General features: G+C 70.6%; 18 protein-coding genes, 1 pseudogene and 1 riboswitch. Of the genes and pseudogenes, 9 read left to right on the top strand and 10 right to left on the bottom strand.

Annotation, left to right across the window (positions count from 1 at the left end; translation table 11 throughout):
• Positions 1-4 precede the first annotated feature (4 nt).
• Positions 5-871, top strand: a complete 867-nt coding sequence (locus ABCR94_RS15155; protein ID WP_347119812.1) for a universal stress protein — start codon at positions 5-7, stop codon at positions 869-871.
• A 233-nt stretch (positions 872-1104) separates the two neighbouring features.
• Here the strand turns inward: ABCR94_RS15155 and ABCR94_RS15150 are convergent.
• Positions 1105-1290: pseudogene (locus ABCR94_RS15150) on the bottom strand (response regulator transcription factor); the annotation flags it as partial.
• 191 nt (positions 1291-1481) lie between these two features.
• On the opposite strand from ABCR94_RS15150, the gene ABCR94_RS15145 reads away from it, so the two are divergent.
• Positions 1482-1802, top strand: coding sequence for an STAS domain-containing protein (locus ABCR94_RS15145; protein ID WP_347119811.1), 321 nt, complete (start codon positions 1482-1484; stop codon positions 1800-1802).
• A 269-nt stretch (positions 1803-2071) separates the two neighbouring features.
• Positions 2072-2506: a pyridoxamine 5'-phosphate oxidase family protein gene (locus ABCR94_RS15140; RefSeq protein WP_347119810.1), complete on the top strand. Its 435-nt coding sequence runs from the start codon at positions 2072-2074 to the stop codon at positions 2504-2506.
• Between the two features lie 111 nt (positions 2507-2617).
• Here the strand turns inward: ABCR94_RS15140 and ABCR94_RS15135 are convergent, their stop codons facing one another.
• The 4 genes from ABCR94_RS15135 to ABCR94_RS15120 all read right to left on the bottom strand — a co-directional run bounded on the left by ABCR94_RS15135 (position 2618) and on the right by ABCR94_RS15120 (position 7025).
• Positions 2618-4291 carry a sensor histidine kinase gene (locus ABCR94_RS15135; protein WP_347120136.1) on the bottom strand — a complete coding sequence of 558 codons (1674 nt, stop codon included), beginning with the start codon at positions 4289-4291 and terminating at the stop codon, positions 2618-2620.
• Positions 4292-4512: 221 nt separating this feature from the next.
• Positions 4513-4980 (bottom strand): cyclic nucleotide-binding domain-containing protein, encoded by a 468-nt coding sequence (locus ABCR94_RS15130; protein WP_347119809.1) that lies wholly within the window; start codon positions 4978-4980, stop codon positions 4513-4515.
• A gap of 334 nt (positions 4981-5314) precedes the next feature.
• Positions 5315-6649 (bottom strand): diaminopimelate decarboxylase, encoded by a 1335-nt coding sequence (gene lysA, locus ABCR94_RS15125; protein ID WP_347119808.1) that lies wholly within the window; start codon positions 6647-6649, stop codon positions 5315-5317.
• A 16-nt stretch (positions 6650-6665) separates the two neighbouring features.
• Positions 6666-7025, bottom strand: coding sequence for an SAV_915 family protein (locus tag ABCR94_RS15120; RefSeq protein WP_347119807.1), 360 nt, complete (start codon positions 7023-7025; stop codon positions 6666-6668).
• Positions 7026-7477: 452 nt separating this feature from the next.
• On the opposite strand from ABCR94_RS15120, the gene ABCR94_RS15115 reads away from it, so the two are divergent.
• Genes ABCR94_RS15115 through ABCR94_RS15105 form a run of 3 tightly spaced genes read left to right on the top strand, consistent with a single transcriptional unit; the run spans position 7478 to position 9731 of the window.
• Positions 7478-8113, top strand: a complete 636-nt coding sequence (locus ABCR94_RS15115; protein ID WP_347119806.1) for an ATP-binding cassette domain-containing protein — start codon at positions 7478-7480, stop codon at positions 8111-8113.
• On the top strand, positions 8110-8976 hold the full coding sequence (locus ABCR94_RS15110) for a metal ABC transporter permease (protein ID WP_347119804.1): 867 nt from the start codon (positions 8110-8112) through the stop codon (positions 8974-8976). Before ABCR94_RS15115 ends, ABCR94_RS15110 begins: the two co-directional genes overlap by 4 nt.
• Complete coding sequence (locus ABCR94_RS15105; RefSeq protein WP_347119803.1) at positions 8934-9731, top strand: metal ABC transporter solute-binding protein, Zn/Mn family; 798 nt, start codon at positions 8934-8936, stop codon at positions 9729-9731. The genes ABCR94_RS15110 and ABCR94_RS15105 overlap by 43 nt, the downstream gene beginning before the upstream one ends.
• 65 nt (positions 9732-9796) lie before the next feature.
• Here the strand turns inward: ABCR94_RS15105 and ABCR94_RS15100 are convergent, their stop codons facing one another.
• Complete coding sequence (locus ABCR94_RS15100; protein ID WP_347119802.1) at positions 9797-11476, bottom strand: class I adenylate-forming enzyme family protein; 1680 nt, start codon at positions 11474-11476, stop codon at positions 9797-9799.
• Positions 11473-13254 (bottom strand): CoA transferase, encoded by a 1782-nt coding sequence (locus ABCR94_RS15095; protein ID WP_347119801.1) that lies wholly within the window; start codon positions 13252-13254, stop codon positions 11473-11475. Before ABCR94_RS15095 ends, ABCR94_RS15100 begins: the two co-directional genes overlap by 4 nt.
• Positions 13255-13445: 191 nt before the next feature.
• Between ABCR94_RS15095 and ABCR94_RS15090 the strand changes: the two genes are divergently transcribed.
• On the top strand, positions 13446-14576 hold the full coding sequence (locus ABCR94_RS15090) for an acyl-CoA dehydrogenase family protein (RefSeq protein ID WP_521977136.1): 1131 nt from the start codon (positions 13446-13448) through the stop codon (positions 14574-14576).
• A 16-nt stretch (positions 14577-14592) separates the two neighbouring features.
• On the opposite strand, the gene ABCR94_RS15085 is transcribed toward ABCR94_RS15090, so the two are convergent.
• Complete coding sequence (locus tag ABCR94_RS15085) at positions 14593-15669, bottom strand: sugar ABC transporter permease (protein ID WP_347119798.1); 1077 nt, start codon at positions 15667-15669, stop codon at positions 14593-14595.
• The gene (locus ABCR94_RS15080; RefSeq protein WP_347120135.1) at positions 15666-16847 is read right to left on the bottom strand and encodes an MFS transporter; all 1182 of its coding nucleotides are present in this window, start codon (positions 16845-16847) and stop codon (positions 15666-15668) included. The genes ABCR94_RS15085 and ABCR94_RS15080 overlap by 4 nt, the downstream gene beginning before the upstream one ends.
• Before the next feature lie 203 nt (positions 16848-17050).
• Between ABCR94_RS15080 and ABCR94_RS15075 the strand changes: the two genes are divergently transcribed.
• Both ABCR94_RS15075 and ABCR94_RS15070 read left to right on the top strand, forming a co-directional pair.
• The gene (locus ABCR94_RS15075; protein WP_347119797.1) at positions 17051-17836 is read left to right on the top strand and encodes a hypothetical protein; all 786 of its coding nucleotides are present in this window, start codon (positions 17051-17053) and stop codon (positions 17834-17836) included.
• Between the two features lie 132 nt (positions 17837-17968).
• A complete protein-coding gene (locus ABCR94_RS15070; protein WP_347119796.1) occupies positions 17969-18673 on the top strand; it encodes a sigma-70 family RNA polymerase sigma factor in 705 nt (234 codons plus the stop codon).
• A 99-nt stretch (positions 18674-18772) separates the two neighbouring features.
• On the opposite strand, the gene ABCR94_RS15065 is transcribed toward ABCR94_RS15070, so the two are convergent.
• Positions 18773-19579, bottom strand: coding sequence for an endo alpha-1,4 polygalactosaminidase (locus ABCR94_RS15065; protein WP_347119795.1), 807 nt, complete (start codon positions 19577-19579; stop codon positions 18773-18775).
• 463 nt (positions 19580-20042) lie between these two features.
• Positions 20043-20258: riboswitch (cobalamin riboswitch) on the top strand.
• Positions 20259-20386 lie beyond the last annotated feature (128 nt).

Below are 20386 nucleotides of genomic sequence, written 5' to 3'. Positions count from 1 at the left end.
GGGCATGACTCGCACAATCGTGGTCGGGGTGGACGGATCCAAAGAGAGCCAGGTGGCGGCCGATTGGGCAGCCCAGGAAGCGGTACACCGCCAACTGCCGCTACGCCTTGTCCACGCGTGGCTCTGGCAACCCATCGACGTACCAGCCGTCCAGGACCGTGAGACACAGGCCCAGGCGGCCAAGAACATGCTGCAGAGCGTCGAGAACGAACTCACCGAGCGGTATCCGACGGTGCAGGTGTCGTCCGAAGTCGTCAGCGATGGCGCGGTATCCGCCCTCCTGCACGCCACTGAGCCGGCCGAGATGCTCGTGGTGGGCTCGCGGGGGCACGGCGCCCTGCTGGGCTTCCTGCTCGGTTCCTGCGGACTGCAGGTGATCAGCAGAGCTACCCGGCCGGTGATCGCGGTCCGCACCGGGGCCGGGGACCGCCCGGCGCGCGAGGAGGTCGTCGTGGGCCAGCAGGGCGGGGCCGAAGACAGCCACGCGACGCTGCAGTTCGCGTTCGAAGCGGCGGCCGCACGAGGAGCATCCCTGCGCGCGGTACGGGCGTGGAGTCTGCCGCCGGTCTTCGCCTACAATCCGGCCTCGGTGTTGCTCGCCAACGCTGCCGGAGGGCTACAACCGTTCGAGGAGGCCGCGCTGGAAGAAGCACTGGCCCCGTGGCGCGCACGCTTCCCCGATGTGCCGGTCACCGAGCATGTGGAGATCGGAACCGCGGGGCAGGTGCTGCTGTCGGCCTGCGGGGGAGCAGCCCTCCTCGTCGTCGGCCGCCATCGGCGCCACTCCCCCGTCGGCGCTCGCATCGGGTCGGTCGCCCATGCGGCCCTACATCACGCCCGGTGCCCGGTCGCCGTCATCCCGCACAACTGACACACGCCGGCCGGCACCTGGTGCGAGGGGCGGCTGTGGGACCGGCGCCGACCCCGGTCCCACAGCCGGCATGAAGGACAGACGCGATGCGCCGCGCAAGGGGGGAGGCGGGGGCGGAAGACGCGTCCAGTCGTGCGCTCCAGCACGCCTCGACGACATCCACCCGCCCTCCTCGGCCCGATCGGCTGCCCGGGGCCTGGGCCTGGGCCTGGGCCGTACAGCTTGTGGGCGGTTCAGCGCCGCGGCCGGCCGCCGTACCTGGAAGGCTGCGCGGGGTGGTGCTCATGCTGTGCGGCGAGCGCCTGGGTAGCGATCACGGCGGCTTGCACGCGGCGCTCCACGCCGAGCTTGGCCAACAGGCGCGAGATGTGATTCTTCACCGTCTTCTCGGCCAGGTAGAGCCGTTTACCGATCTCCCGGTCGGGCTCTCGGGGATGCGGCGCCGCAAGGGAGGCACACGCCCTGCGCGGGAGCACGCGGCGAAATGGGACCTTCGGCCCCGTGCTGAGGGCCTGCGGACCTCCCGCACGCAGACGCCCTACTGATGGTGTTGTCGCACCGCCCACACCGCGCGGTACTGCGGCCGTCCACCGCCCTGCGAGAGGCTGCCATGACCAACCCGATCTCTGTGACGATGCGCCCCTGGGAGCCGGTTCCGGTTGTTGCCCTGAGTGGTGAGCTCGATCTCGCGACCGTCGGGCAGGTCGAGCCCGCTCTTGTCGGACTCGCCCTGGACAGCGGCCACGACCTTGTGCTGGATCTGGCCGGTCTCACCTTCTGCGACAGCACGGGCGCTGCTCTCTTCCTGCGCCTGGACCGGCGCTGCGCGGATGTCGGCACCCGACTGCGGCTGCGCCAAGTACCTCGGATCCCGGCCCGTGTGCTGCGTGCTCTCGGCATTGACCGCTCCGTGACCTGCTCGTTTTCCTAACGCTGACGGTCTGCCGTCGGACTTCGGATCGAACATCCGCCATGGTGACGCCGCCCAGAAACCTGCTGAGGTCCATGGAGGACAACCTCGGGCCCAGTTGCCCCGCGCCGGGGTCCGTTCGGCCCTGTCGTCGGTGCGCTCCGGAAAGAGACGCTGGCAGTCTGGCAGCGATGGCCCTGCCCAGTGCAGGAGCGAGGGTGTACACCATGGGTGAGAATGTCAGAGGGCCGCTGGGCGGCCCCGTTGGGACCGACCCGCCGAGGCGGCGTATGCAACCTCTGGAGCGCGGAGAAGCCTTGCGGCTGCTGGGCTCCGTCTCCCTGGGGCGCTTGGTCTTCACCCAGCAGGCTCTGCCTGCCATACGTCCGGTCAACCATGTCCTGGACGGTGAGGACATCATCATCCGGCTCAGCGACGGGGCCGCTCTGGCCTCTTTGACTCGGCCCGCCGGCGGGCCGAAGGCCGTCGTCGCCTACGAAGCCGACGTCATCGACCCTGACCGGCACCTGGGCTGGAGTGTGGTGGCGACCGGCTACGCGCAGTTCGTTGACGACCCGGCCGACGTCGAGCGCTATGAGCACCTGCTGCGCCCCTGGGTGGCACGGTCCATGACGGCGGCCTTGCGCATCAGGCCGGAGCTGGTCACCGGCTTCCGCCTCACCGACGGGCCGACGGACGTCCCCTCGGTCGCCTCTCCTGAGTGACGTCCGGCAGCCCACCCGCCGTGGGCCGCCGGGCATTCCCCCCGGCCGTCACCTGGGCAGGTGAACCCGCGCGGCAGCAGACCACGCAGCAGGCAGGCCCGCGGTCCAGGCTCAGCGAATCAGCGGGGCACGCCACACCAGCCGGCTTCCGCCGTCGGCGGGTGTGCTGATGATGAACGAGCCGTTCACGCTTCTGGCTCGTTCGTCCAGGTTCTTCAGACCGCTGCGTCGGCCGTCGACGGGGATGCCGCGCCCATTGTCGCTGACCGTGAGGATGACTTCCTCGGGTGTGGCCTGGAGATTGATTTCCGCCCGGGTGGCATGGGCGTGCCGTGCGATGTTGCTGAGCATTTCCCCCAGGGCCGCCAGCACATGGTCGGCCACCGGCAGGGGCACGTCGGTGTCCAGAAGGCCTTCCATGCTCAGCCGGGGCGGGTAGCCGAGGGCCGGTGCGGCTTCGCCTGCCGCGCGGGCGGCGCGGGCGCGCAGGCTGGTTCCTGCCTCTTCGTCGCGGACTCTCAGGCCGAAGATCGTACTCCGGATGATCTTGATGGTTTCGTCCAGGTCGCTGACCGCACGGGTGACCCGCTCCGCGGCCCCGGCGTGTTCCACCAGGCGGGCCGCGCTCTGCAGGGTCATACCGGTGGCGAACAGTCTTTGGATCGCCAGGTCGTGCAGGTCGCGGGCGATACGGTCGCGCTCTTCCAGCAAGGTCAACTGCTCGGCGTCGCGGCGCCGTTCGGCGAGTTCCAGTGCCACGGCCGCCTGCCCGGCGAAGGCGAGGAGCGGCTCGATCTCCGTATCGGTGAATACCGGCTCCCCCACGGCCCGGACCAGCAGAAGCACGCCTCTGCCGTCCACGGCGGCCCCCAGGGGGACAGCGACGGCCGGTCCCAGACCATCGAAGTTGCAGGGTCCTGCGGTGTAGCGGTCGTCGTCGGTGAGGCCGGTGGTGGTGACGGGGGTGCCGGTGCGCTGGGCGGCGCCGGACAAAGTGCCGTCGACGGGGATGACCAGGCCCAGGCGCTTGTCCTCCTCGGCGCCGATGGCAAGGTCGACGACCAGGGTGTCGGTGCCGGGGACGGGGACGGACACATCGGCGAGTACGGCTCCGGTGATGTCGCGCGCCCGGCGGGCGATCAGGTCCAGAACGTCCAACCGCGGGCTGCCGGAGAGCAGACTGTTGGTGATCTCCGCATTGGCCTGCAGCCACTGCTGCTGACGCTGGGCTCCTTCATACAGGCGGGCGTTGTCGATGGCCACCCCGGCCGCCACCGACAAGGTCGAGATGACGCTCTCGTCCTCCGCGTCGAAGTCCTGCCCGCCTCGTTTGTCGGTCAAGTACAGGTTGCCGAACACTTCGTCACGGATGCGGATGGGCACGCCGAGAAACGTGTGCATCGGCGGGTGGTGGGGCGGGAAGCCGTAGGAGGCCGTGTGCTCGCCCAGGTCGGTGAGCCGCAGCGGTTCGGGATTGCGGATCAGCTCGCCGAGCAGGCCGTGCCCTTCCGGCAGGTGCCCGATCTTTGCGATGTCCTCGTCGCTCAGGCCGACGGTCAGGAACTGCGACAGGGTGCGCCCGTCCGGGCCGATCACTCCCAGAGCCGCGTACTGGGCCTCCACCAGCAAGGCTGCGGCCTCCACGATCCGGCGCAGCACCTGAGCGAGGTCCAGTTCCCGCCCGACGGATACCACGGCCTCCAGCAGGCTGTGGACCCGGTCGCGGGTGCCGCGGGCGGCGTTGATGCGGCCCTGCAGCTCTTCCAGCAGTTCGTCCAGACGCATCTTCGGGAACTGCGACAACGGCTTGTGCTCACCCACCGGGCACCTTCTCCGTGACGACGCTGATCCGCCCATCACCCTATCGGCCCGGACAGGCGCCCCGCTCCCGCTCGCGCGCGGGGCCGGGCGTGGGGCGGCGTCACCGGTCATGGCACAGCCCAGACGACCGGCCTCGCCAGGCCAGGTCAGCGGGCCAGGTCAGCGGGCCAGGTCAGCGGGCCGGGTCAGCGGGCCGGGTCACGGGAGGGTGCCGTCGCGGAGGTCGTACGGTCGAGCAGGCCGTGCCGGGCCGACTGCAGCCGGTGTGCGATCACTTCGGCGATGCAGCGGGTGAGTGCCTGCCCGAACACCGGGTCCTCCTCGCACAGGGCCAGCACCTGCGCGGCGTCGAACTCGACGGCGCGTACCGGGGTGGCTGCCTGGGCACCGAGGTGCCAGGTGTGCGGCGCGAAGAGCCAGGACCAGCCGAGCAGGGCACCGGGGCCCAGACTCTCGACAACGACGGCACGCTGCCCTGGGACATGCAGGTCGAGGTCGACGGCGCCGGTGCGGATGATCCAGAACTTCTTCGCCCGGTGGTCCTCCTCGAAGATGCGGGTTCCGGCCGTGAAGTCCCGCTCACGGGACAGGGCCATCAACCGCTCTCGTCCCTCGTCCGGCAGGGCCTTCAGCAACGGGCTCATGGTGCTCATGGTCGTCTCCGTCCCTTCACGGCCCCGGTCGCGGTCCGGGGCACCCCTAACCTTGTATGTCCACCCTGCCGCGGCCGCGCGGGGCACGGCAGGGGCCTGGCGGCTCTGGCACAGGGCCGGAGGGCCCTGTGCCTCAGTTCACTGTGGGCGCTGCGGCAGTGCCCGTCGCAGCGGTACGGCCCGACGGGCCCCGCCCAGGGGGTGTCGTTTTGGACGCGGCCAGGGACCTGTGACGGGATCGGGCAGGTCCTCGCCAGGGCCGGCCTGCGCTGCCCTGGACGGCTGCCTCCCGAAGCGGGCCCCGCCCTGCACCGGCCCACCGGGCGCCGCCGACTCACAGACCGACATCGCGGGCGCGGAAGTCGTCCAGCGTTTCGCGCCGTACGAGCAGCCGGGCGCGGCCCTCGTCCACCGCGACCACCGGGGGACGTCCCACCAGGTTGTAGCCGGATGCCATGGACAGCTGGTAGGCCCCGGCGACCGGGACGGCGAGCAGATCCCCTGGCCGGATGTCGCCCGGCAATTCTATGTCGGCCGCGAGGATGTCGCCCGCCTCGCAGTGCCGGCCGACGACTGTGGCCGTGCAGGCCTCGGCAGTCGAGTGGCGACCGATCAACCGGGGCGCGTAGCGGACTCCGTACAGAGCAGGTCTGGGATTGTCACTCATGCCCCCGTCCACCGCGATGAACGTCCGTTCGCCGGTGCGTTTCACCGCGAGCACACGGTAGAGCGCGACACCCGCGGGCCCTGCCACGGCGCGGCCCGGCTCGATGATGAGATGCGGAACGGGCAGTCCGGCGGCTGCGCAGCTCTCACTCAGTTCGGCACGCAGCCCGCGAGCGAGTGCGGTGACGTCCAGGGCGGCCTCTCCCGGCCGGTAGGCGATGCCATGGCCGCCGCCCATGTCCAGCTCGGCCAGGACGACACCATGCGTGTCCCGCACCTGGGCCATCAGCCCGACCATGCGCCGTGCGGCCACAATGTATGGCTCGACATCGGAGATCTGTGATCCGATGTGGCAGTGCAGGCCAGTCAGTTCAAGCTGCGGCTGCCCAAGGACGCGGGCGATCGCCTGGTGAGCCTGTCCGTCCGTGAGTGACAGGCCGAATTTCTGGTCGTCCGTTCCGGTACGGATCTTCGTGTGTCCACCGGCGGTTATCCCCGGCACGATACGGATCATGACTTTCTGGCTGCCGTTCCGTCCCACCGCGGCCGCCAGTCGGGGGATCTCGGACAGGCTGTCGATAACGATCCGTCCGACACCGAGCCGCAGCGCCGCATCAAGGTCGTGAGGTGACTTGGCGTTGCCGTGCAGCACGATCCGGTCGGCCGGGAACCCTGCCGTCACGGCGAGTTCGAGCTCCCCGGCCGAGCACACGTCCAGTCCGAGACCTTCCTCCTCCATCCAACGCACCATGGCGCGGGAGAGGAACGCCTTGGCGGCGTAGAGGACTTCGGTGTCCCGGAAGGCGCTCCGGTACGTCCGGCAACGCTCGCGCACCTCGCCCTGGTCCAGGACGTATGCAGGGGTGCCGAACCTCTCGGCGATCTCGGTCAGATCCACCCCGCCGACGGCGAGATGGCCGTGGGGGAGCCGGGTCGTTGAGCCGGGCCAGATGGACAGGTCGTCCCCGGCGGCTCGTTCGACGGCGAGAGCAATGGTCGTCATGATGTCGGCTTCCCTCTTACGCGGCACGGGTTGAGGTTTCGGGCGCCCCGAGCGGTGCCACGGCACTGGCCGCCGCGGTGGCCGTCCGGACCGCCGGAAGAGTGAGCATCGGGTCGAGCGTCAACCGGTTCACGCCGAGCGGTGCGGCCATCGCGCGCAGAGCGGGCTCGGAGAGCACGATCCAGTCCTGGTCGCGGCCCAGGGCCGCGGCGAGCATGGCGGGGTTGGTGAAGCCGACGGTGGTGCGAGCGCCCAGTGGGGTGCGGAACAGCCGGAGTGCGGCATGGGCGGGTCCCGGCCGGACCGGTACATACAGAGGTCCGGCCGGGACCCGTTCCTCGGGCTCAGGATCGTCGTCGTACAAGAACAAACACATGGGAATCTCCTGGAGGAACCACGAGTGGCGGGTGGTGCCCCGGGTGCGGGGAGGCACATGGGGACCTGGCGTCGAAGGTATTCCCCACCCACGCATCTACCGGCGCTCCATGATGCCCCTCTGACGTCGGTCGGCCGAGTCATGACGGATCACTGATGGCCGGCCCGTCATGGCATGGGGGCTATGTCTTGGCCTGTGGATCCGGTGTCAAAGGGACGTCAGCAACAACGCACCGTCGACGGCGACGGCGACGGCGATCTGCGGTGGGTTCTCCGCCTCCGACGCCACGCCTGTCGCCCCCGGCCGTGAAGTCCGTGAGCCGCCGCAATCGCACACGTACAGATCGGTTCCCGGTTCAGGGAACCCGACGCCCTCGCCATCCGACTACTGCCGGGTGGAAGCGCGGGTGCTGCGCCGTACCGGCGCGGCAACGTACCGATGAGGGGCGTGTGATGGGCGGGCTGGATGTACGCATGCGGGAGGTCGTCTGCCGCCATGGCCGGGTGGAGGCGGTCACCGACGTGGACCTGGTGATCGCGGCCGGCGAACGTGTCGCGCTGACCGGGACCAACGGTTCGGGCAAGACCACGCTGCTGCGCGCCGTCCTCGGCCTCCACCGGCAGTTCACGGGCTCGATCCTCGTCGGTGGCCGGGACACCCGTTCGCCCGCGGAATGGGCGTGGCGCCGGCAGGCCTGTGCCTGGGTCCCGCAGAAGCCCGCGGCCGGCCGGTTCCCGCTGCTGGGTGAGGAGTTGCTGGCCAGTAGCGCCGCGCCGCGGGAGGCCGTCGCGGCGGCGACCCGGCTCGGTGTCGGACCGCTGACCCAGCGGCCCCTGCACACCCTCTCCGGCGGGCAGTTGCAGCGCATGTACCTCGCCCGGGCGATCGGCTGCGTCGCCGCCGGAGCCGAAGTACTGCTGGCCGACGAGCCCACTGCTGCCCTCGACTTCAGCGGCCAGGAGGAGGCGGCGGAAGTCCTCACCTCCCTGCCGGTGACGCTCGTCGTGGTCACGCACGACCGGTCCCTCGCGGAACGTTGCGACCGGGTCCTGGAGATGGCCGCAGGCCGACTGCGGGAGGTCCGGTGACCCTGGCCACCGCCGACCTCGGGGAACTCCTTCAGCTGCTCCCCGTGCAGCGGGCAGGGCTCGCTCTGCTGCTGGCCGCGATCGGACTCCCGGTCATCGGTGTGATCATCGTCGGTCTCGACATCATGCCGGTGCGGTTCGCCATGATGCACGTCGCTCTGCTGGGCATCGCGATCGGCCTGCTGACCGGACTCGACCCGATGATGTGCGCCCTGCTGGCCTGCGCCCTGGCCGGCGCGGGAGTCGCCCCGCTCGCCCGTACCCCGGACGGCTTGTCCGGGGCGATGGGTCTGCTGATGAGTCTCGCGATCGCGGCAGCGCTGCTGGTTCTCGCGGTCTCGGGTATCAACGCCTCCGGGGCGTTCGCGCTGCTCTGGGGGTCGATCCTGTCCGTGGGCACCGCCGACCTGGTGGTGCTCGGCGCGCTCGCCGTGGCCGTACCGGCTCTGTTCTGGTGGCGGCGACGCGGTATCGCGCTGCTGCTGTACGACCGGGAACTCGCCCAGTGCTCGGGCGTCCCGGTCCGCGGACTGACCCTGGTGCTGCTGGTACTGGTCGCGGTCGCGGTCGCCGGAGCGATCAAGCTCACCGGCGCGCTGCTGGTCGACGCCCTGACCCTGCTGCCCGCCCTCGCGGCCCGCCGCCTGGGCACCTCACTGAAGTCGATCACCCTGTGGGCCGTCGGTATCGGCATCACCGTGAACCTGACCGGGTTCCTCATCGCACTGCGGCTGGACTGGCCGCCCGGGCCCGTCCTGGTCCTGACCGCGGGGGCAGCCGTCCTCGCCGTCCATCTCATCCCCGAACGGAGAATCAGCTCATGGCGCGCACCCGCGGCCGTATCACTCCCCTCCTCGCACTGAGCGCGGCACTGGCTCTGGTCACCGGCTGCGGAAGCGACTCCTCGTCAGGAGACGCCAAGCAACCACCCTCCGGGAAGCCGACGGTGGTCGTCACGACCACCTGGGAAGGCGCCCTCGCCAAGGCCGCGGGCGCCGAGAAGGTGAAAGTCATCGTCCCCCAGTCCGTGCAGCACGCGCCCGACTACGACCCGAAGCCCTCCGACCTGGCGGCCGTCGCCGACGCCGACTTCGTGCTGTACGCGCCCTTCGAACCGTACGCAGGGAAGATCAAGGAGGCGGCTGGTTCAAAGGCCGAGCTGGTCGAGGTGAATCTCGACAACGACGCCGACAACGTCAGGGCCGAGGTGACAAGGCTGGGGAAGCTGTTCGGCACCGCAAAGGCCGCCACGCAGTGGAAGACGGCTTTCACCACCGAGTACGCCAAGCTGTCGAAGGAGCTCAAGGCCGACTGGCCGGCCGGGAAGAGCCCGGCCGTCGTCAGCCAGGTCTTCACCACATGGGCCGCGAAACTCGCGGGCGCCACCAGCGCAGGCACCTTCGGGCCCGAGGCCGTCACCCCGGCCCAGCTGGCCGAGCTGTCCAAGAAGAAGCCTGCCCTGGTCCTGGACAACGCCCATATGTCGACCGGCACCGTCCTGCCCGATTCCGGTGCCAAGCAAGTCAAGATCGTCAACTATCCCGGTGAGGACCTCGATCTGCTGCCCGTGTACCGCAACGCGGCAGCCGAACTGACGAAGGCGATGCCCGCGTCCTGAACCGCTGGGTGCACAGGGGCCGGGCGGCCGGTACGACAGGCCGCCCGGCCTCTCCGCGTCCTGCGTCAGCCCGCCTTCACTCGCTGTACCGCTGTCGCCTCACTGGGGCCGCTGATCCCGCTCAGACGCTCACGCAGCGCCACCCGGTCGGGCTTGCCCGCCGGAGTCAGCGGCAGCTCGTCCAGCACCAGAAGGCGCTCGGGGTGCTTGCGCTGCTCCAGCCCCCGCCGTGTCAGGTGCTCGCACAGGGCCTCCAGGGTCAAGCTCTCCGTGGCGCGCGGCACCACGCACACCGCCAGCCGCTCCCCCATCACCTCGTCCGGGACCCCGACGCACACCGTGTCGCGTACCCAGGGGTGGGCGGCCAGCTCCCTTTCGACCTCGGCGGGGCTGATGTTGGCGCCGCCCCGGATGACGATGTCCTTGAGGCGCCCGACGATGTGCAGGAGGCCGTCGCCGTCGAGGAAGCCGAGATCTCCGGTACGGACCCAGCCGTCGGGGGTGCGGTAGCGCGCGTCGAGGTCCGGAGAGGCGACGTAGCACATGGGAGTCATCGGGCCGCGCGCGACGATCTCGCCGATCGCGCCGTCCGGCAGTGGCTCGTGGTGCTCGGCGTCGGCGATGCGTATGTCGGCGACCCGAGGGTCGGGACGCCCTGCCACCACGCCTTGGCCGTCCGCCTCCAGAGGGGCACCGTCCAGCCCGGTATGGCAGTTGACGCCGTCAGCCGACCCGTAGAGGTTGACGACCGGGCAGCCGAACGCATCGGCTGCCTGTTTCGCGGTGGTCGGGTCCAGGGCCGATCCGCCAAGCACCACAGCGGTGGGAGTGGGCAGTTCCTCCCCCGTTCTGTCCAGCTGTTCGAGCATCATGCGCACCATGGTGGGCACGCCCAGGATGTGGGTGGGCTCGTGCTCGCGCACCGCTGCGAGCGCGGCTTCTGGGGTGAAGTGGTCGAGGAGGATGAGGGTCCCGCCGTGCCGGGCGAGGGTGACCGCGGTGCCGTTGGAGCCGAAGGCGGAGGCGAGCGGCACCAGGAACAGGCAGCGGGGCGGGGTGTGGTCGGGCATCAGTGAGGCGAAGAAGTTGCCGCGCCCGCCGGCGAGTGCGTTGTGGGAGTACGCGACCATTTTCGGCTCCGCCTCGGAGCCGGACGAGACGAGGATACGGGCCGCGCTGTCGGGATCCGGCCGCGCGGGAACGAAATCGCTCGCGTCGCAGCGCAGCAACCCCGAGAACGGAACTGTTCCCTCCGGTGCGCTGCCTGGCCCGACGGCAATGACGTGGCGCAGAGCGGGAAGAGCCGCGGACAGGGCCTGGAGCCCCGCGGCGTGGTGGTTGTCCCGGTGCTCGATGGCGGCGATGACGGCGACGGCCTGCGCACGGCGGAGCAGGCCTTCGGCCTCCAGGCTGCCGCGGCCGACGGGGAAGGGCAGAGCCACCGCACCGAGGGCGGCCAGGGCGAGATCGGCGATGACGGCGTTGCGGCTGTTGGGCAGTTGAACGCCGACCACGTCTCCCGGGCGTACGCCGAGGTCTTTGAGTCCCATGGCCAGACATCGGACTTTGCGGTCGAGGGCGGTGTAACAGAGCTTGCCCTTGGCATCCAGGATCGCGGTGCGGTGCAGGTCTGCGATCTGGCGGGCCCGGAAGAGGCTGTAGAGATCGAGGTCGGGGCAGGTGCCGTCGATCACCCAGGAGCGGCGGAGGCCGGCGGGCAGCAGGTCGTGCAGGGCGACAGTCACGTAAAGCTCCAGGGGTCGGCAACAACGGGGGCACCGTGCGCGTCGCGGCTGATCAGGCCGGCGAAGCGTGGGTCGTGATGCAGGTCGGCCAGATCGGTGGTGACGGTGGTGGCGGCCAGGCCGGCCGAGCGCAGCTGCGCCAGCGCGTCCTCGGTGGGCAGAGCCCTGAGGTCGTGTGCTGCGGCGGCGGCAGCGCAGGCATCGGCGGGTGCGATCCAGCCGTCCGCCGTACGCACGGGGCGGCGGAACCCGGCAGGGCGCCTGGCACTGCCACCGGTCGCGGCCCGGCGCAGAGCGGTGGCTGTGAGGGTATCGGCGGCGCCCAGCAGCGAGGAGTCCACCCGCACCCCCTGGCCGGTGCGCTCGCGCAGCAGGAGTCCGGCGAGCACGGCCTCGGCTCCCAGGAGTCCCCCCAGGACGTCGAGCAAGGTCATCAGGGACGGTGCGGGCGCCTCGTCCGCCGGGCGGACCGCTTCCCCGACGCCGGTGCGTGCCTGGACCATGAAGTCGGTCCCCATGGGGGCGTTGGGCATCCGGCCGGCCCAGCCGCTGGTGTAGGCGTAGATCAGCGCGGGATTGACTGCGGCCAAATGGCTCGCGTCCAAGCCGAGTTGAGCGGCTTTGCCGGGGGCCCAGTTGTGCAGGAAGACATCGGCCTCAGCTGCCATCTCCCGCAGTCGGTGCCGGTCCGGCGCCGCTTTGATGTCCACCTCCACGGCCTTCTTGCCCCGGTTGAGCGCGAGCCAACGGGCCGAGATGCCGGAGCAGGTGGGCGGCATCCCGCGCAGCGGATCGCCGCCCGGTGGCTCGATGCGGATCACCTCCGCGCCGAGCAGGCCCAACAGGTGTGCGGTGAGCGGTGCCTGGATGCGACGGCCGGCTTCCAGTACGGTCAGCCCCGCCAGCGGCCTCGCGGCGGCCGGGACGGCCGGCTGCGCTCGGTGCCCGGATCCGTGGAGCGTGAGCGACCAGGGCGCAGCGCCCTCGTATTCGGCGGCGCGTTCGGCCAGTGTCCGCAGCGGGCAGACTTCGGCGCCGGAGACCGATGCCGCTCCTTGGATGCGCGGCCAGGAACGGGCGCGCGTCGTCGCGTGCAGAGCTTGCGGGAAGGGGGCGCAGGCCGTGGCGTAGCGGAATTGGAAGGGCCGCCAGCCCGCCCGTATCGCGTCATCAGGCGCTTCCAGGGCCCGCCAGAAGGCAGCCCATACCCCCGGGTCCAGGGTCTCCAGCTCGAAGAGTGTGCCGTCGGCATCGGTGAACGGCGGTCCGCCCGGGCCGATCTCGGCGGCCTCGCCCTCGTCGGCTCCGGCGGCGGCGAGGTACTGGGAGACGGCCAGCAGCCCGGCCCGGTCGGCGCTCGTGCTCACCCGTGCGGCCGGGACGCCGCGGATCTGCCCCAGCAGTCCGGCCAGGATGCCCTGGACGGTGAGTACGGAGGTGGCAGTGGCGGCGTAGTCGGCGGCCAGGCCGCGCGGCGCGCCGTCGCGTCGGCCGTGCACGGCCATGATGCCGGTGGCCGCCTGGACGGTGGCCTCGTCGGTGATCCCGCTCGCCGGATCCGCCCAGCTCGTTTCGGCTTCCAGCGGCCAAAAACCGCCGCCGGTCAGTGTGATCCGGGCGGTTCGTGCGATGTTCGGGTCGGCCTGGACCGTCCCCGTCCGGGCTCCCAGGAGCTGCAGATGTTCAGCGGCGAGCCCGGTGAGCGGGGGTGGTCCCGAGGTGTTCAGGTGCAGCCCGTCGAGCGGCCGGACCGTCTGTGTGGTGACTGGTGACGCCATGCCTCTCCTCTCCTGGCGCGGCGGTGGCCGGCGCCGGGAATGTGCCGAACGCGGGAACCAGGACACCGTTGCGCCCGACCAGTTCCACGGAGAGGCAGTCGGACTGCCGCTGCGACGGGTTCCCGACAGACTGGAGCAATGTGGTGGAGGACCGAGACCGGGTTCCTGAAGGTGGTACCGGCACCGCACAGTTGAGAGACCGGGTGGCGGATTTCGTACGTGCCCGGGTGATGCCCTGCGAATCAGTCCTGGACGCGGGCGGCCCGAGTGCCGCTGCCACCCTGCGTGACCTGCGCGCCCAGGCGAGAGAACGAGGGCTGTGGGCCATGCCGTTGCCCGTCGAACTCGGCGGTCAGGGTATTCCTCTGCTGCGGTACGCCCAACTGGCCGAGGCCGAAGGGGCGAGCGACCACGGGCCTGCCGCCCTGGGGTCCGCGCCACTGCTGGACATACGGATGCTGCAGCACCACGGCAGCGCGCGGACAGGCGACTTGTACCTCAGGCGACTCACCGCCGGGGAACTTCGTATCTGTTACGCGATGACCGAACCGGATGTCCCGGGATCCGAGCCCTTCATGACCCGTACCCATGCCGCGCAGGAGGCGGACGGCAGTTGGACCGTCAGTGGCCGCAAGTGGTTCACCTCGGGGGCCGCCGACGCCGACCTGGTCACGGTCCTCGCCCGCACCGACGGAGCGGCTCCGGACCGGGACGGGCTGTCGATGCTGCTGGTCCCCACCGACTCCCCCGGCTTCCGTGTCGTACGTGAGCTGTCGGTGCTCGGCGCGGGCGGCCAATGGGAGATCGAACTCGACCGGGTCACCGTCCCTGGCGACCATCTGCTCGGCGAGCGTGGCCAGGCTCTTGCCCTCGCGGGAGAACGGCTCCAACTGGGCCGTACCCTGCGCTGCTTGCGCTGGCTCGGCCAGGCCCAGAGAGCCTTCGACCTGATGTGTGAGCGCGCCAACACCCGTACCGGCTCGCGCGGCCCGCTCGCCGGCCACCAGCTGGTGCAGCAGCATGTCTTCGAGTCGCTGCTGGCCCTGCGTACCACCCGCCCCCTGGTCCACGAAGCCGTGGCCCTGCTCGATGCCGGGCGCGACGCCCATGTCGAAGTGGGGATGGCCAAGGTCGCCTCTGCCCGCATGCTCCAACAGGTCACGGACGCGGCCATTCAGGTCCACGGCGCGGCCGGCCTGGGGCCCGATACTCCGCTGCCCGCGCTCTTCCGTACGGGTCGCGCCGCCCGGATTCTGGACGGCCCGGACGAGCTGCACATCACGTCCGTCGCACGCCGCGTGCTGCGCACCTACAGCGTCTGAGCCGTCGGGGCCTGGTCTACACCCTCCGGATGTCGACCAGGCCCGTGAGAGCGGCCAGGCCTTGGGCCAGGAAGAAGTCGCCCCAGATCAGCTCGTGGCGCTCCGCGATCCCCCGTCCGGCGTCGTAGCAGCCGTCCAGCAGCATGCCGGCCGGCCGGGCCCCGTTCCGCCCGGTGAGATGCGCGGTGACCAGCGCCTTCAGAATCGCGACAGCTCTGGAGGAATACTCCGCGGCCCGCGGGCCCGGGAGGTGAGCGAGCTTCAGCAGGGCGACCGCCGTGATCGAGGCGGCCGATGTGTCGCGGGGACCATCGGGCCGAGCAGCATCGGCGAGGGGAACGAGCTGCGCGGCGGCCCCCGCCACTGGGACGGCCAACTGTGCCGCGACGTCCTCCAGCCGGTGCGCGCCGAGCGCAGCGACACCGGGGCGGTGCAGCGCGTCGGCCACGGCAAGGAGCAACCACGCGCTCCCCCTGCTCCAGCCGGGTGGCGGGTCGGCGCACGCCTGCCAGCCCCGGTCCGGCTCAAAGCACAGCGTGGGCGTCAGCGGGTGGCCGCCGTGGCACAGGTCGATGTGCCGGTGGAGATGCGACGCCGCGGCCCCGGCGCCCTCGGTGCCCGCCGAGGCGAGAAGCGGCACCATGCCGGGTACTGCGTCAACCCGGGCCAGCAGCCTGGGCCCGCCGAACGCGGATCCCCAGGGGACCAGGCCCAGTTCGGGGTCGAACGCGTCCAGGCAGGCCAGGGCGGCCCGGTTACGCAGCTCTTCCGCCCCGGCGTCGTCGACAGCGTGCCCGGTCCCGTACCAGAGGATCAGACCTCGGGTGGCGGTGTCGGCGTCCACCCAGGCGGCCAGCCGCGCCGTGCAGGCCGAGGCCGCCGCGCGGTCGGCCTCGGCACCGGTGTACCGGGCCCGGAGCCAGAGCAGACCCGCCCAGAAGCCGCCCGTCCACGCACCCCGCCCAGTGGTCTGCCAGCGGCCCGAGTCCGGGTCGGCGAACAGCGGGAACCGGCCGCCGACTTCGGCTCCGGTGACAGCGACCCGGCCCAGGATGTCCGCCAGCGCGTTGTCGGCCCACTCCTCCGAGGTCATGCGGCAACCACGGTGCGCTGCCTTCGCTCCCGCACGGCCCATACGAGAGCGACGGCACAGGCCGCCGCGAACTCCCCGGCGACCAGCAGCCACCCGGTCCCGTAACGGCCGGCTTCGGCGAGCACGCCGAAGGCCGGTGGGCCCAGGGCGAAGCCCGCGAAGAACCCGGCGGATACGAGCGCCGAGTCCTGTCCCGCACGGCCGGGAGCGGCACGCTGCATGACCAGCACCATGGACACCGCGTTGCCCGACACGGCGAACACACCTACAGCCACCGCAGCCACCCATACCAGCGGATGCACGGCCAGCGCGGCCGCCAGCAGCAGGGCCGCCCCGACGGCGCCGGCCGCGAGTACCCCGGGCAGCCATTCGGCGCGTCCCGGCCGGGCCGCCTTCGACCAGCCCACCCGGCCGACGATCCCCGCCACCCCCAGAACCGCCACCAGCGCGCCGGCCGCCGAGGGGCTCATCGCCAGCTCATGAGCGCCGAAGAGCGCCAGGTAGGTGTTGACCGAGGCGATGCCGCAGCCCAGCAGAACCGAGAAGCCCGCCAGCCAGGCGACAGCGCCCCTGGGTACCAGCGAGGATCTCGGCGTCGCCTCCTTGACCGGGGCATCGGCAGGCAGGGTGCGCACGGCCCAGCCGGCCACCGCCACCGCCACGGCGGCTGCTGTCCACATCGCGCCGCGCCAGCCCACTCCTGCGGCGAGCGCCGTCAGGGGCAACCCGGCCGCGAAAGCCCCGAGTTGTACGCCCGACTGCTTCAGCCCTGTCACCGCGCCCCTGCGGGCCGGCGAAACGGCGGCCAGAATCGCCTTGTTGGTCGCCGGGTTGGCCAGGGCCTGCGGCAGACCGCCCAGGGCAACCGCTCCGAGGAGGAATCCGGCACCGGGCGCCGCACCGATGAGCACCAGTGCGGCGGCGGACACCAGCAGAAGGGCAACGAGCGCGCGCCTCGGGCCGATCCGGTCCACGACCCGCCCGCTCATGGGGGAAAGAGCCGCAGCCGTACCGAACCCGATCGTCGTTGTCAGGCCGAGCACCGAAGGTGAGATCCCCAGGTCGTCCACCAGTCTCGGGCCGAAGGCGCCGAGCAGGAAGAGCTGCAGCATGGAGAATGCCATGGCGCAGGTGAGCAGCGCCGTCAGCCGGCCTTCCGCCCCTGCCTCCGACGCCATCTGCGCCCCCTGCTTCGTCCCCACCGATGTCTCCGTTCCACCCCATGGAAGCTGCTCGGGCCGGGTCAGAAGTCGGGCTGGACGGCGCGGGAGTTCCGCGCAGATGCTGTGCTGTGAGTCACACAGGCCGAGTTGAGGCCGTCACCGGAACATTTCGTACCCACCCCTGGCGATCACAAGGGGGATGCAAGGATGGGCCCGCCATGACTCCAGGCCGATGTTGTCGCGCGGTACGCGCTGCGGTGTTCGCAGCCGCCTGTGTGCTGCTCGCCGCCCTCGGCCACGTCCTCATGTCAGGAACGGCCGTCCCCTGGTGGGCCATGGCTGCCGCCGTCGCGACAACGGCCTCGACGGCCTGGTTCCTCGCTCACCGTCAACGCGGCGTTCTCACTGTGACCTCGATGACCGTCGCCGCCCAAGCGGCACTGCACACCGGGTTCTCCCTGGCGCAGGCAGCGGTCCACCCCGCGGTGACCGACGCCGCGTCCTTCGGCCGGCAATGGGCACAGTTCCTGCTGTGCGGCGCAGCCGGCTCCAACACGGTCACCTCTTCGCAGACCGTAGGCGTCGGCGCCCGGCCCGGCAGCAGTTCGCACCAACAACTCACCGGCGCAACGGATATGGCGGCGCCGGGGGGTACGCAGTACGCCCATGACGGCATGCAGGCGATGACGGACCACTCGGCGCTCATGCCCACCGGGCATGACATGGGGGGCATGTCTCCGGCCGGGATGCTGGCCGCCCACCTGCTGGCGGCGGCGCTGTGCGGCATCTGGCTCGCGTACGGAGAACAGGGCGCGTTCCGTCTGCTGCGCGCCTTCGCCGGGTGGATCATCGCCCCGCTGCGCCTGCCTCTGCGACTCCCCACGCCGTCCCACCAACCACGCGTCCGCCCTCGCCGGGGCCACCGCGCCCGCGTTCTGCGGCAGTTGCTCCTCGCCTACGCCATCGCCTCACGGGGACCACCTTCCGGGACCGCTGTCATCTGACAGCTGGATTCCCGACGCACCGGTGTTGCACCGAACGCGTCGGGCATCGGCATCCGCCATCGGCGGTGCCGTACCTCTCACCGGTCGGCGCACGCGCGGACCGGATCCCGGATCCCAGAAGGAACACAAGCGATGGCCCTTGCTCTGCCCTCACGCCCCGCCACCGCCACCGCCGAGAACGGCACCTCACGCCACATCCACGGCCCCGACGAGCCCGTGACGCGACTGGCACTGGCCGCACGCGACGGCGCCCCCGACGCCGTCGACCGGTTCATCCGTGCCCTGCACCGCGACGTCTGGCGCTACGTCGCCTACCTCAGCGCCGACCCCCAAGCAGCCGACGACCTCACGCAGGAAACCTTCTTGCGCGCACTCGGCAGCCTGCACCGCTTCGAGGGACGCTCCTCCGCCCGCACCTGGCTACTCTCGATTGCCCGCCGCACCGTCGTCGACAGCCTGCGCCACTCCGCCGCCCGGCCCAAGATCTCGGACAGGGACGACTGGCAGTCCGCCGCCGAGAGGAAACAACCGCGCGACCTACCCGGCTTCGAGGACGGAATCGCGCTCGCGGACCTCCTGGCGACCCTTCCAGCAGAACGCCGCGAATCCTTCGTGCTCACACAGCTCCTGGGGCTCCCCTACGCCGAGGCCGCAGCCGCCATTGGATGCCCCATAGGCACTATCCGCTCTCGTGTGGCCCGTGCCCGCAGCTCACTGATCGAACTACTGAAGGACGCGGAGGCCCCCGCCACTCACAGCGAAAGCGAATCAGCGCTGTCGATCCCCACTGATCCCAACCCCGCCAGAGGATCAAACCTCGTCCCCGCAGTCGCCTGAACAGCGGGGAAGCCCCCCATGCACGAGGGTGCCCGGCACAGGACCCCTGCTGCGCCAGGCACCCTTGACGACGGGACGGGCCCGCTCCGACGGATCGGTTCAGCAGGTCTTACGGACGTACTCGTTGTTCCCCGGGGCGGTGACGTCGAGATCACGCAGAACGACACTGACCCGGTCGCCGAACCCGGAGCAGGTCTTCCTGAAGGCCTGCTCCTTGTACTCGATCACGATCACGTTGTCACCGAATCCCTCGGTGTAGTCACCGCACTCGTCCCACTCGCCGCACTCTTCCGTGATGGCGAAGTCGAGACCCGTCTCCTCATGAGCGGTGGACAGGCCCAAGGTGTTCTTCTGCGCGATCGCCAGGCCCTTGCGGTGGGCGTGATCGGAGAGCAGCCTGATGAACGCCTTCGCGTTGGCCTCACTGATCAGATCGGTCCGCTCGAAGGTATCCAGGTTGTCCGGCTCGACAGCCTTGAAGCCCTTGTCCGCGCAGGTGTCGATCCAGGGGTTCACCTTGGCGGCGATCCGCTGCCGCTTGCTGTCGGTGCGGATGTCCAGGATGGCCTCGCCCCAGTCCTCGTCATAGACGATGTCCCGGCGCGCGTCCCGCAGCAGCAGATCACCCCACTCCTCTTCGGCTCCCGGCTGGGCCTGGAAGGCGTTGACGTAACAGATGTTGTACAGGCCCGCCGCCGGCGAGGCGGTGTAGTCACGGCTGACTACCTTCACACCGGGCGGGGGTGTGTAGGGCTTGCCGATCTGGTAGTCGAAATCGGCATGGGCCGGCGGGAGGGACACCGTCGGGGCCGTCGCGCACGCTGCGGAGAAGGCCAACAGTGGGACGACCACCGCCGCCGCCACGGAAACGTACCGACGAGACAGAACACGGTTGACGGAGAGCATCACAAGATCCAGGAGATGGGGGGCACGTCCCCGCCTCGGACTCCGCGGTCTTCGCGCGAGACCTGGCGACTCAGTCCGGACTTACGGCGCGTGGACCGCTTCACCGGCTGGGCGTACCTCTGGCGCCGGGTGATCAACTCTGGCGTTGTCCTGAGTAAAGCGAGCAAGTTTCGGCATGTCAACAAACCGGGGCGGTACTCTGCGGGGCGATGACAGCCAACTTCGTCCTGCGGCCCGGCGCCCCTCGGCCGTGGCCGTCCGCGTCGGCCTCGGACGTTTCGGCGGCCATGGGTTCCAACGGTCCGCCCGGATGAAGAACCGGTCGGCTCATCGAGCCGACCGGTTCTTCCGGCTGACCGGGCTGCCGCAGAGCAACACCCCTCAGATCTTCGCCTGTCTGGCCGTGTCTCATATCACGGTCCGGAATGTGAACAGTGGCGCGCGAGGAGCTGCACGCCCCTCTAACCTGGCGCGTGCAGCTGGTACGCCCTGTCCGCCAGACAGACGCGTCGTAAGAGGGAACCCGGTGGGAATCCGGGACTGCCCCGCAGCGGTAAGTGGGAACGACAGTCGTCATAAGCACTGGGTCCGGTCGGATCTGGGAAGCGACGGCCAGTAGGAGTCCGCCCCGGCGGATGTGCCCGCGAGTCCGAAGACCTGCCCGTTGCCCGTACGCGACCGATCGTGTGCGGAGATCCCGGTGACCTCGTGGGCGGGTCGGCGTACATACCAGACGGAATGCAGCGCCGATGGCGTGCATGGGATCCGTTCGGTTCGTCATCCCTTCGCGTCCGTGTCCCGTCTCCG

Origin of the sequence: Streptomyces changchenzhani, assembly GCF_039766235.1 — a bacterium.
Lineage (GTDB): Bacteria > Actinomycetota > Actinomycetes > Streptomycetales > Streptomycetaceae > Streptomyces.
Note: the sequence above shows the minus strand (reverse complement) of the source record. Positions and strands in the feature narration are given on the sequence as shown.

Bases quoted from the DNA above. Each gene is read 5' to 3' on its own strand.
- ABCR94_RS15065 (WP_347119795.1), bottom strand. From the start codon at position 19,579: ATGCTCTCCGTCAACCGTGTTCTGTCTCGTCGGTACGTTTCCGTGGCG.
- ABCR94_RS15135 (WP_347120136.1), bottom strand. From the start codon at position 4,291: ATGCGTCTGGACGAACTGCTGGAAGAGCTGCAGGGCCGCATCAACGCC.
- ABCR94_RS15140 (WP_347119810.1), top strand. From the start codon at position 2,072: ATGCAACCTCTGGAGCGCGGAGAAGCCTTGCGGCTGCTGGGCTCCGTC.
- ABCR94_RS15145 (WP_347119811.1), top strand. From the start codon at position 1,482: ATGACCAACCCGATCTCTGTGACGATGCGCCCCTGGGAGCCGGTTCCG.
- ABCR94_RS15070 (WP_347119796.1), top strand. From the start codon at position 17,969: ATGGCCCTTGCTCTGCCCTCACGCCCCGCCACCGCCACCGCCGAGAAC.
- ABCR94_RS15130 (WP_347119809.1), bottom strand. From the start codon at position 4,980: ATGAGCACCATGAGCCCGTTGCTGAAGGCCCTGCCGGACGAGGGACGA.
- ABCR94_RS15080 (WP_347120135.1), bottom strand. From the start codon at position 16,847: ATGGCGTCGGAGGCAGGGGCGGAAGGCCGGCTGACGGCGCTGCTCACC.
- ABCR94_RS15155 (WP_347119812.1), top strand. From the start codon at position 5: ATGACTCGCACAATCGTGGTCGGGGTGGACGGATCCAAAGAGAGCCAG.
- ABCR94_RS15115 (WP_347119806.1), top strand. From the start codon at position 7,478: ATGGGCGGGCTGGATGTACGCATGCGGGAGGTCGTCTGCCGCCATGGC.
- ABCR94_RS15105 (WP_347119803.1), top strand. From the start codon at position 8,934: ATGGCGCGCACCCGCGGCCGTATCACTCCCCTCCTCGCACTGAGCGCG.
- ABCR94_RS15075 (WP_347119797.1), top strand. From the start codon at position 17,051: ATGACTCCAGGCCGATGTTGTCGCGCGGTACGCGCTGCGGTGTTCGCA.
- lysA (WP_347119808.1), bottom strand. From the start codon at position 6,649: ATGACGACCATTGCTCTCGCCGTCGAACGAGCCGCCGGGGACGACCTG.
- ABCR94_RS15085 (WP_347119798.1), bottom strand. From the start codon at position 15,669: ATGACCTCGGAGGAGTGGGCCGACAACGCGCTGGCGGACATCCTGGGC.
- ABCR94_RS15120 (WP_347119807.1), bottom strand. From the start codon at position 7,025: ATGTGTTTGTTCTTGTACGACGACGATCCTGAGCCCGAGGAACGGGTC.
- ABCR94_RS15095 (WP_347119801.1), bottom strand. From the start codon at position 13,254: ATGGCGTCACCAGTCACCACACAGACGGTCCGGCCGCTCGACGGGCTG.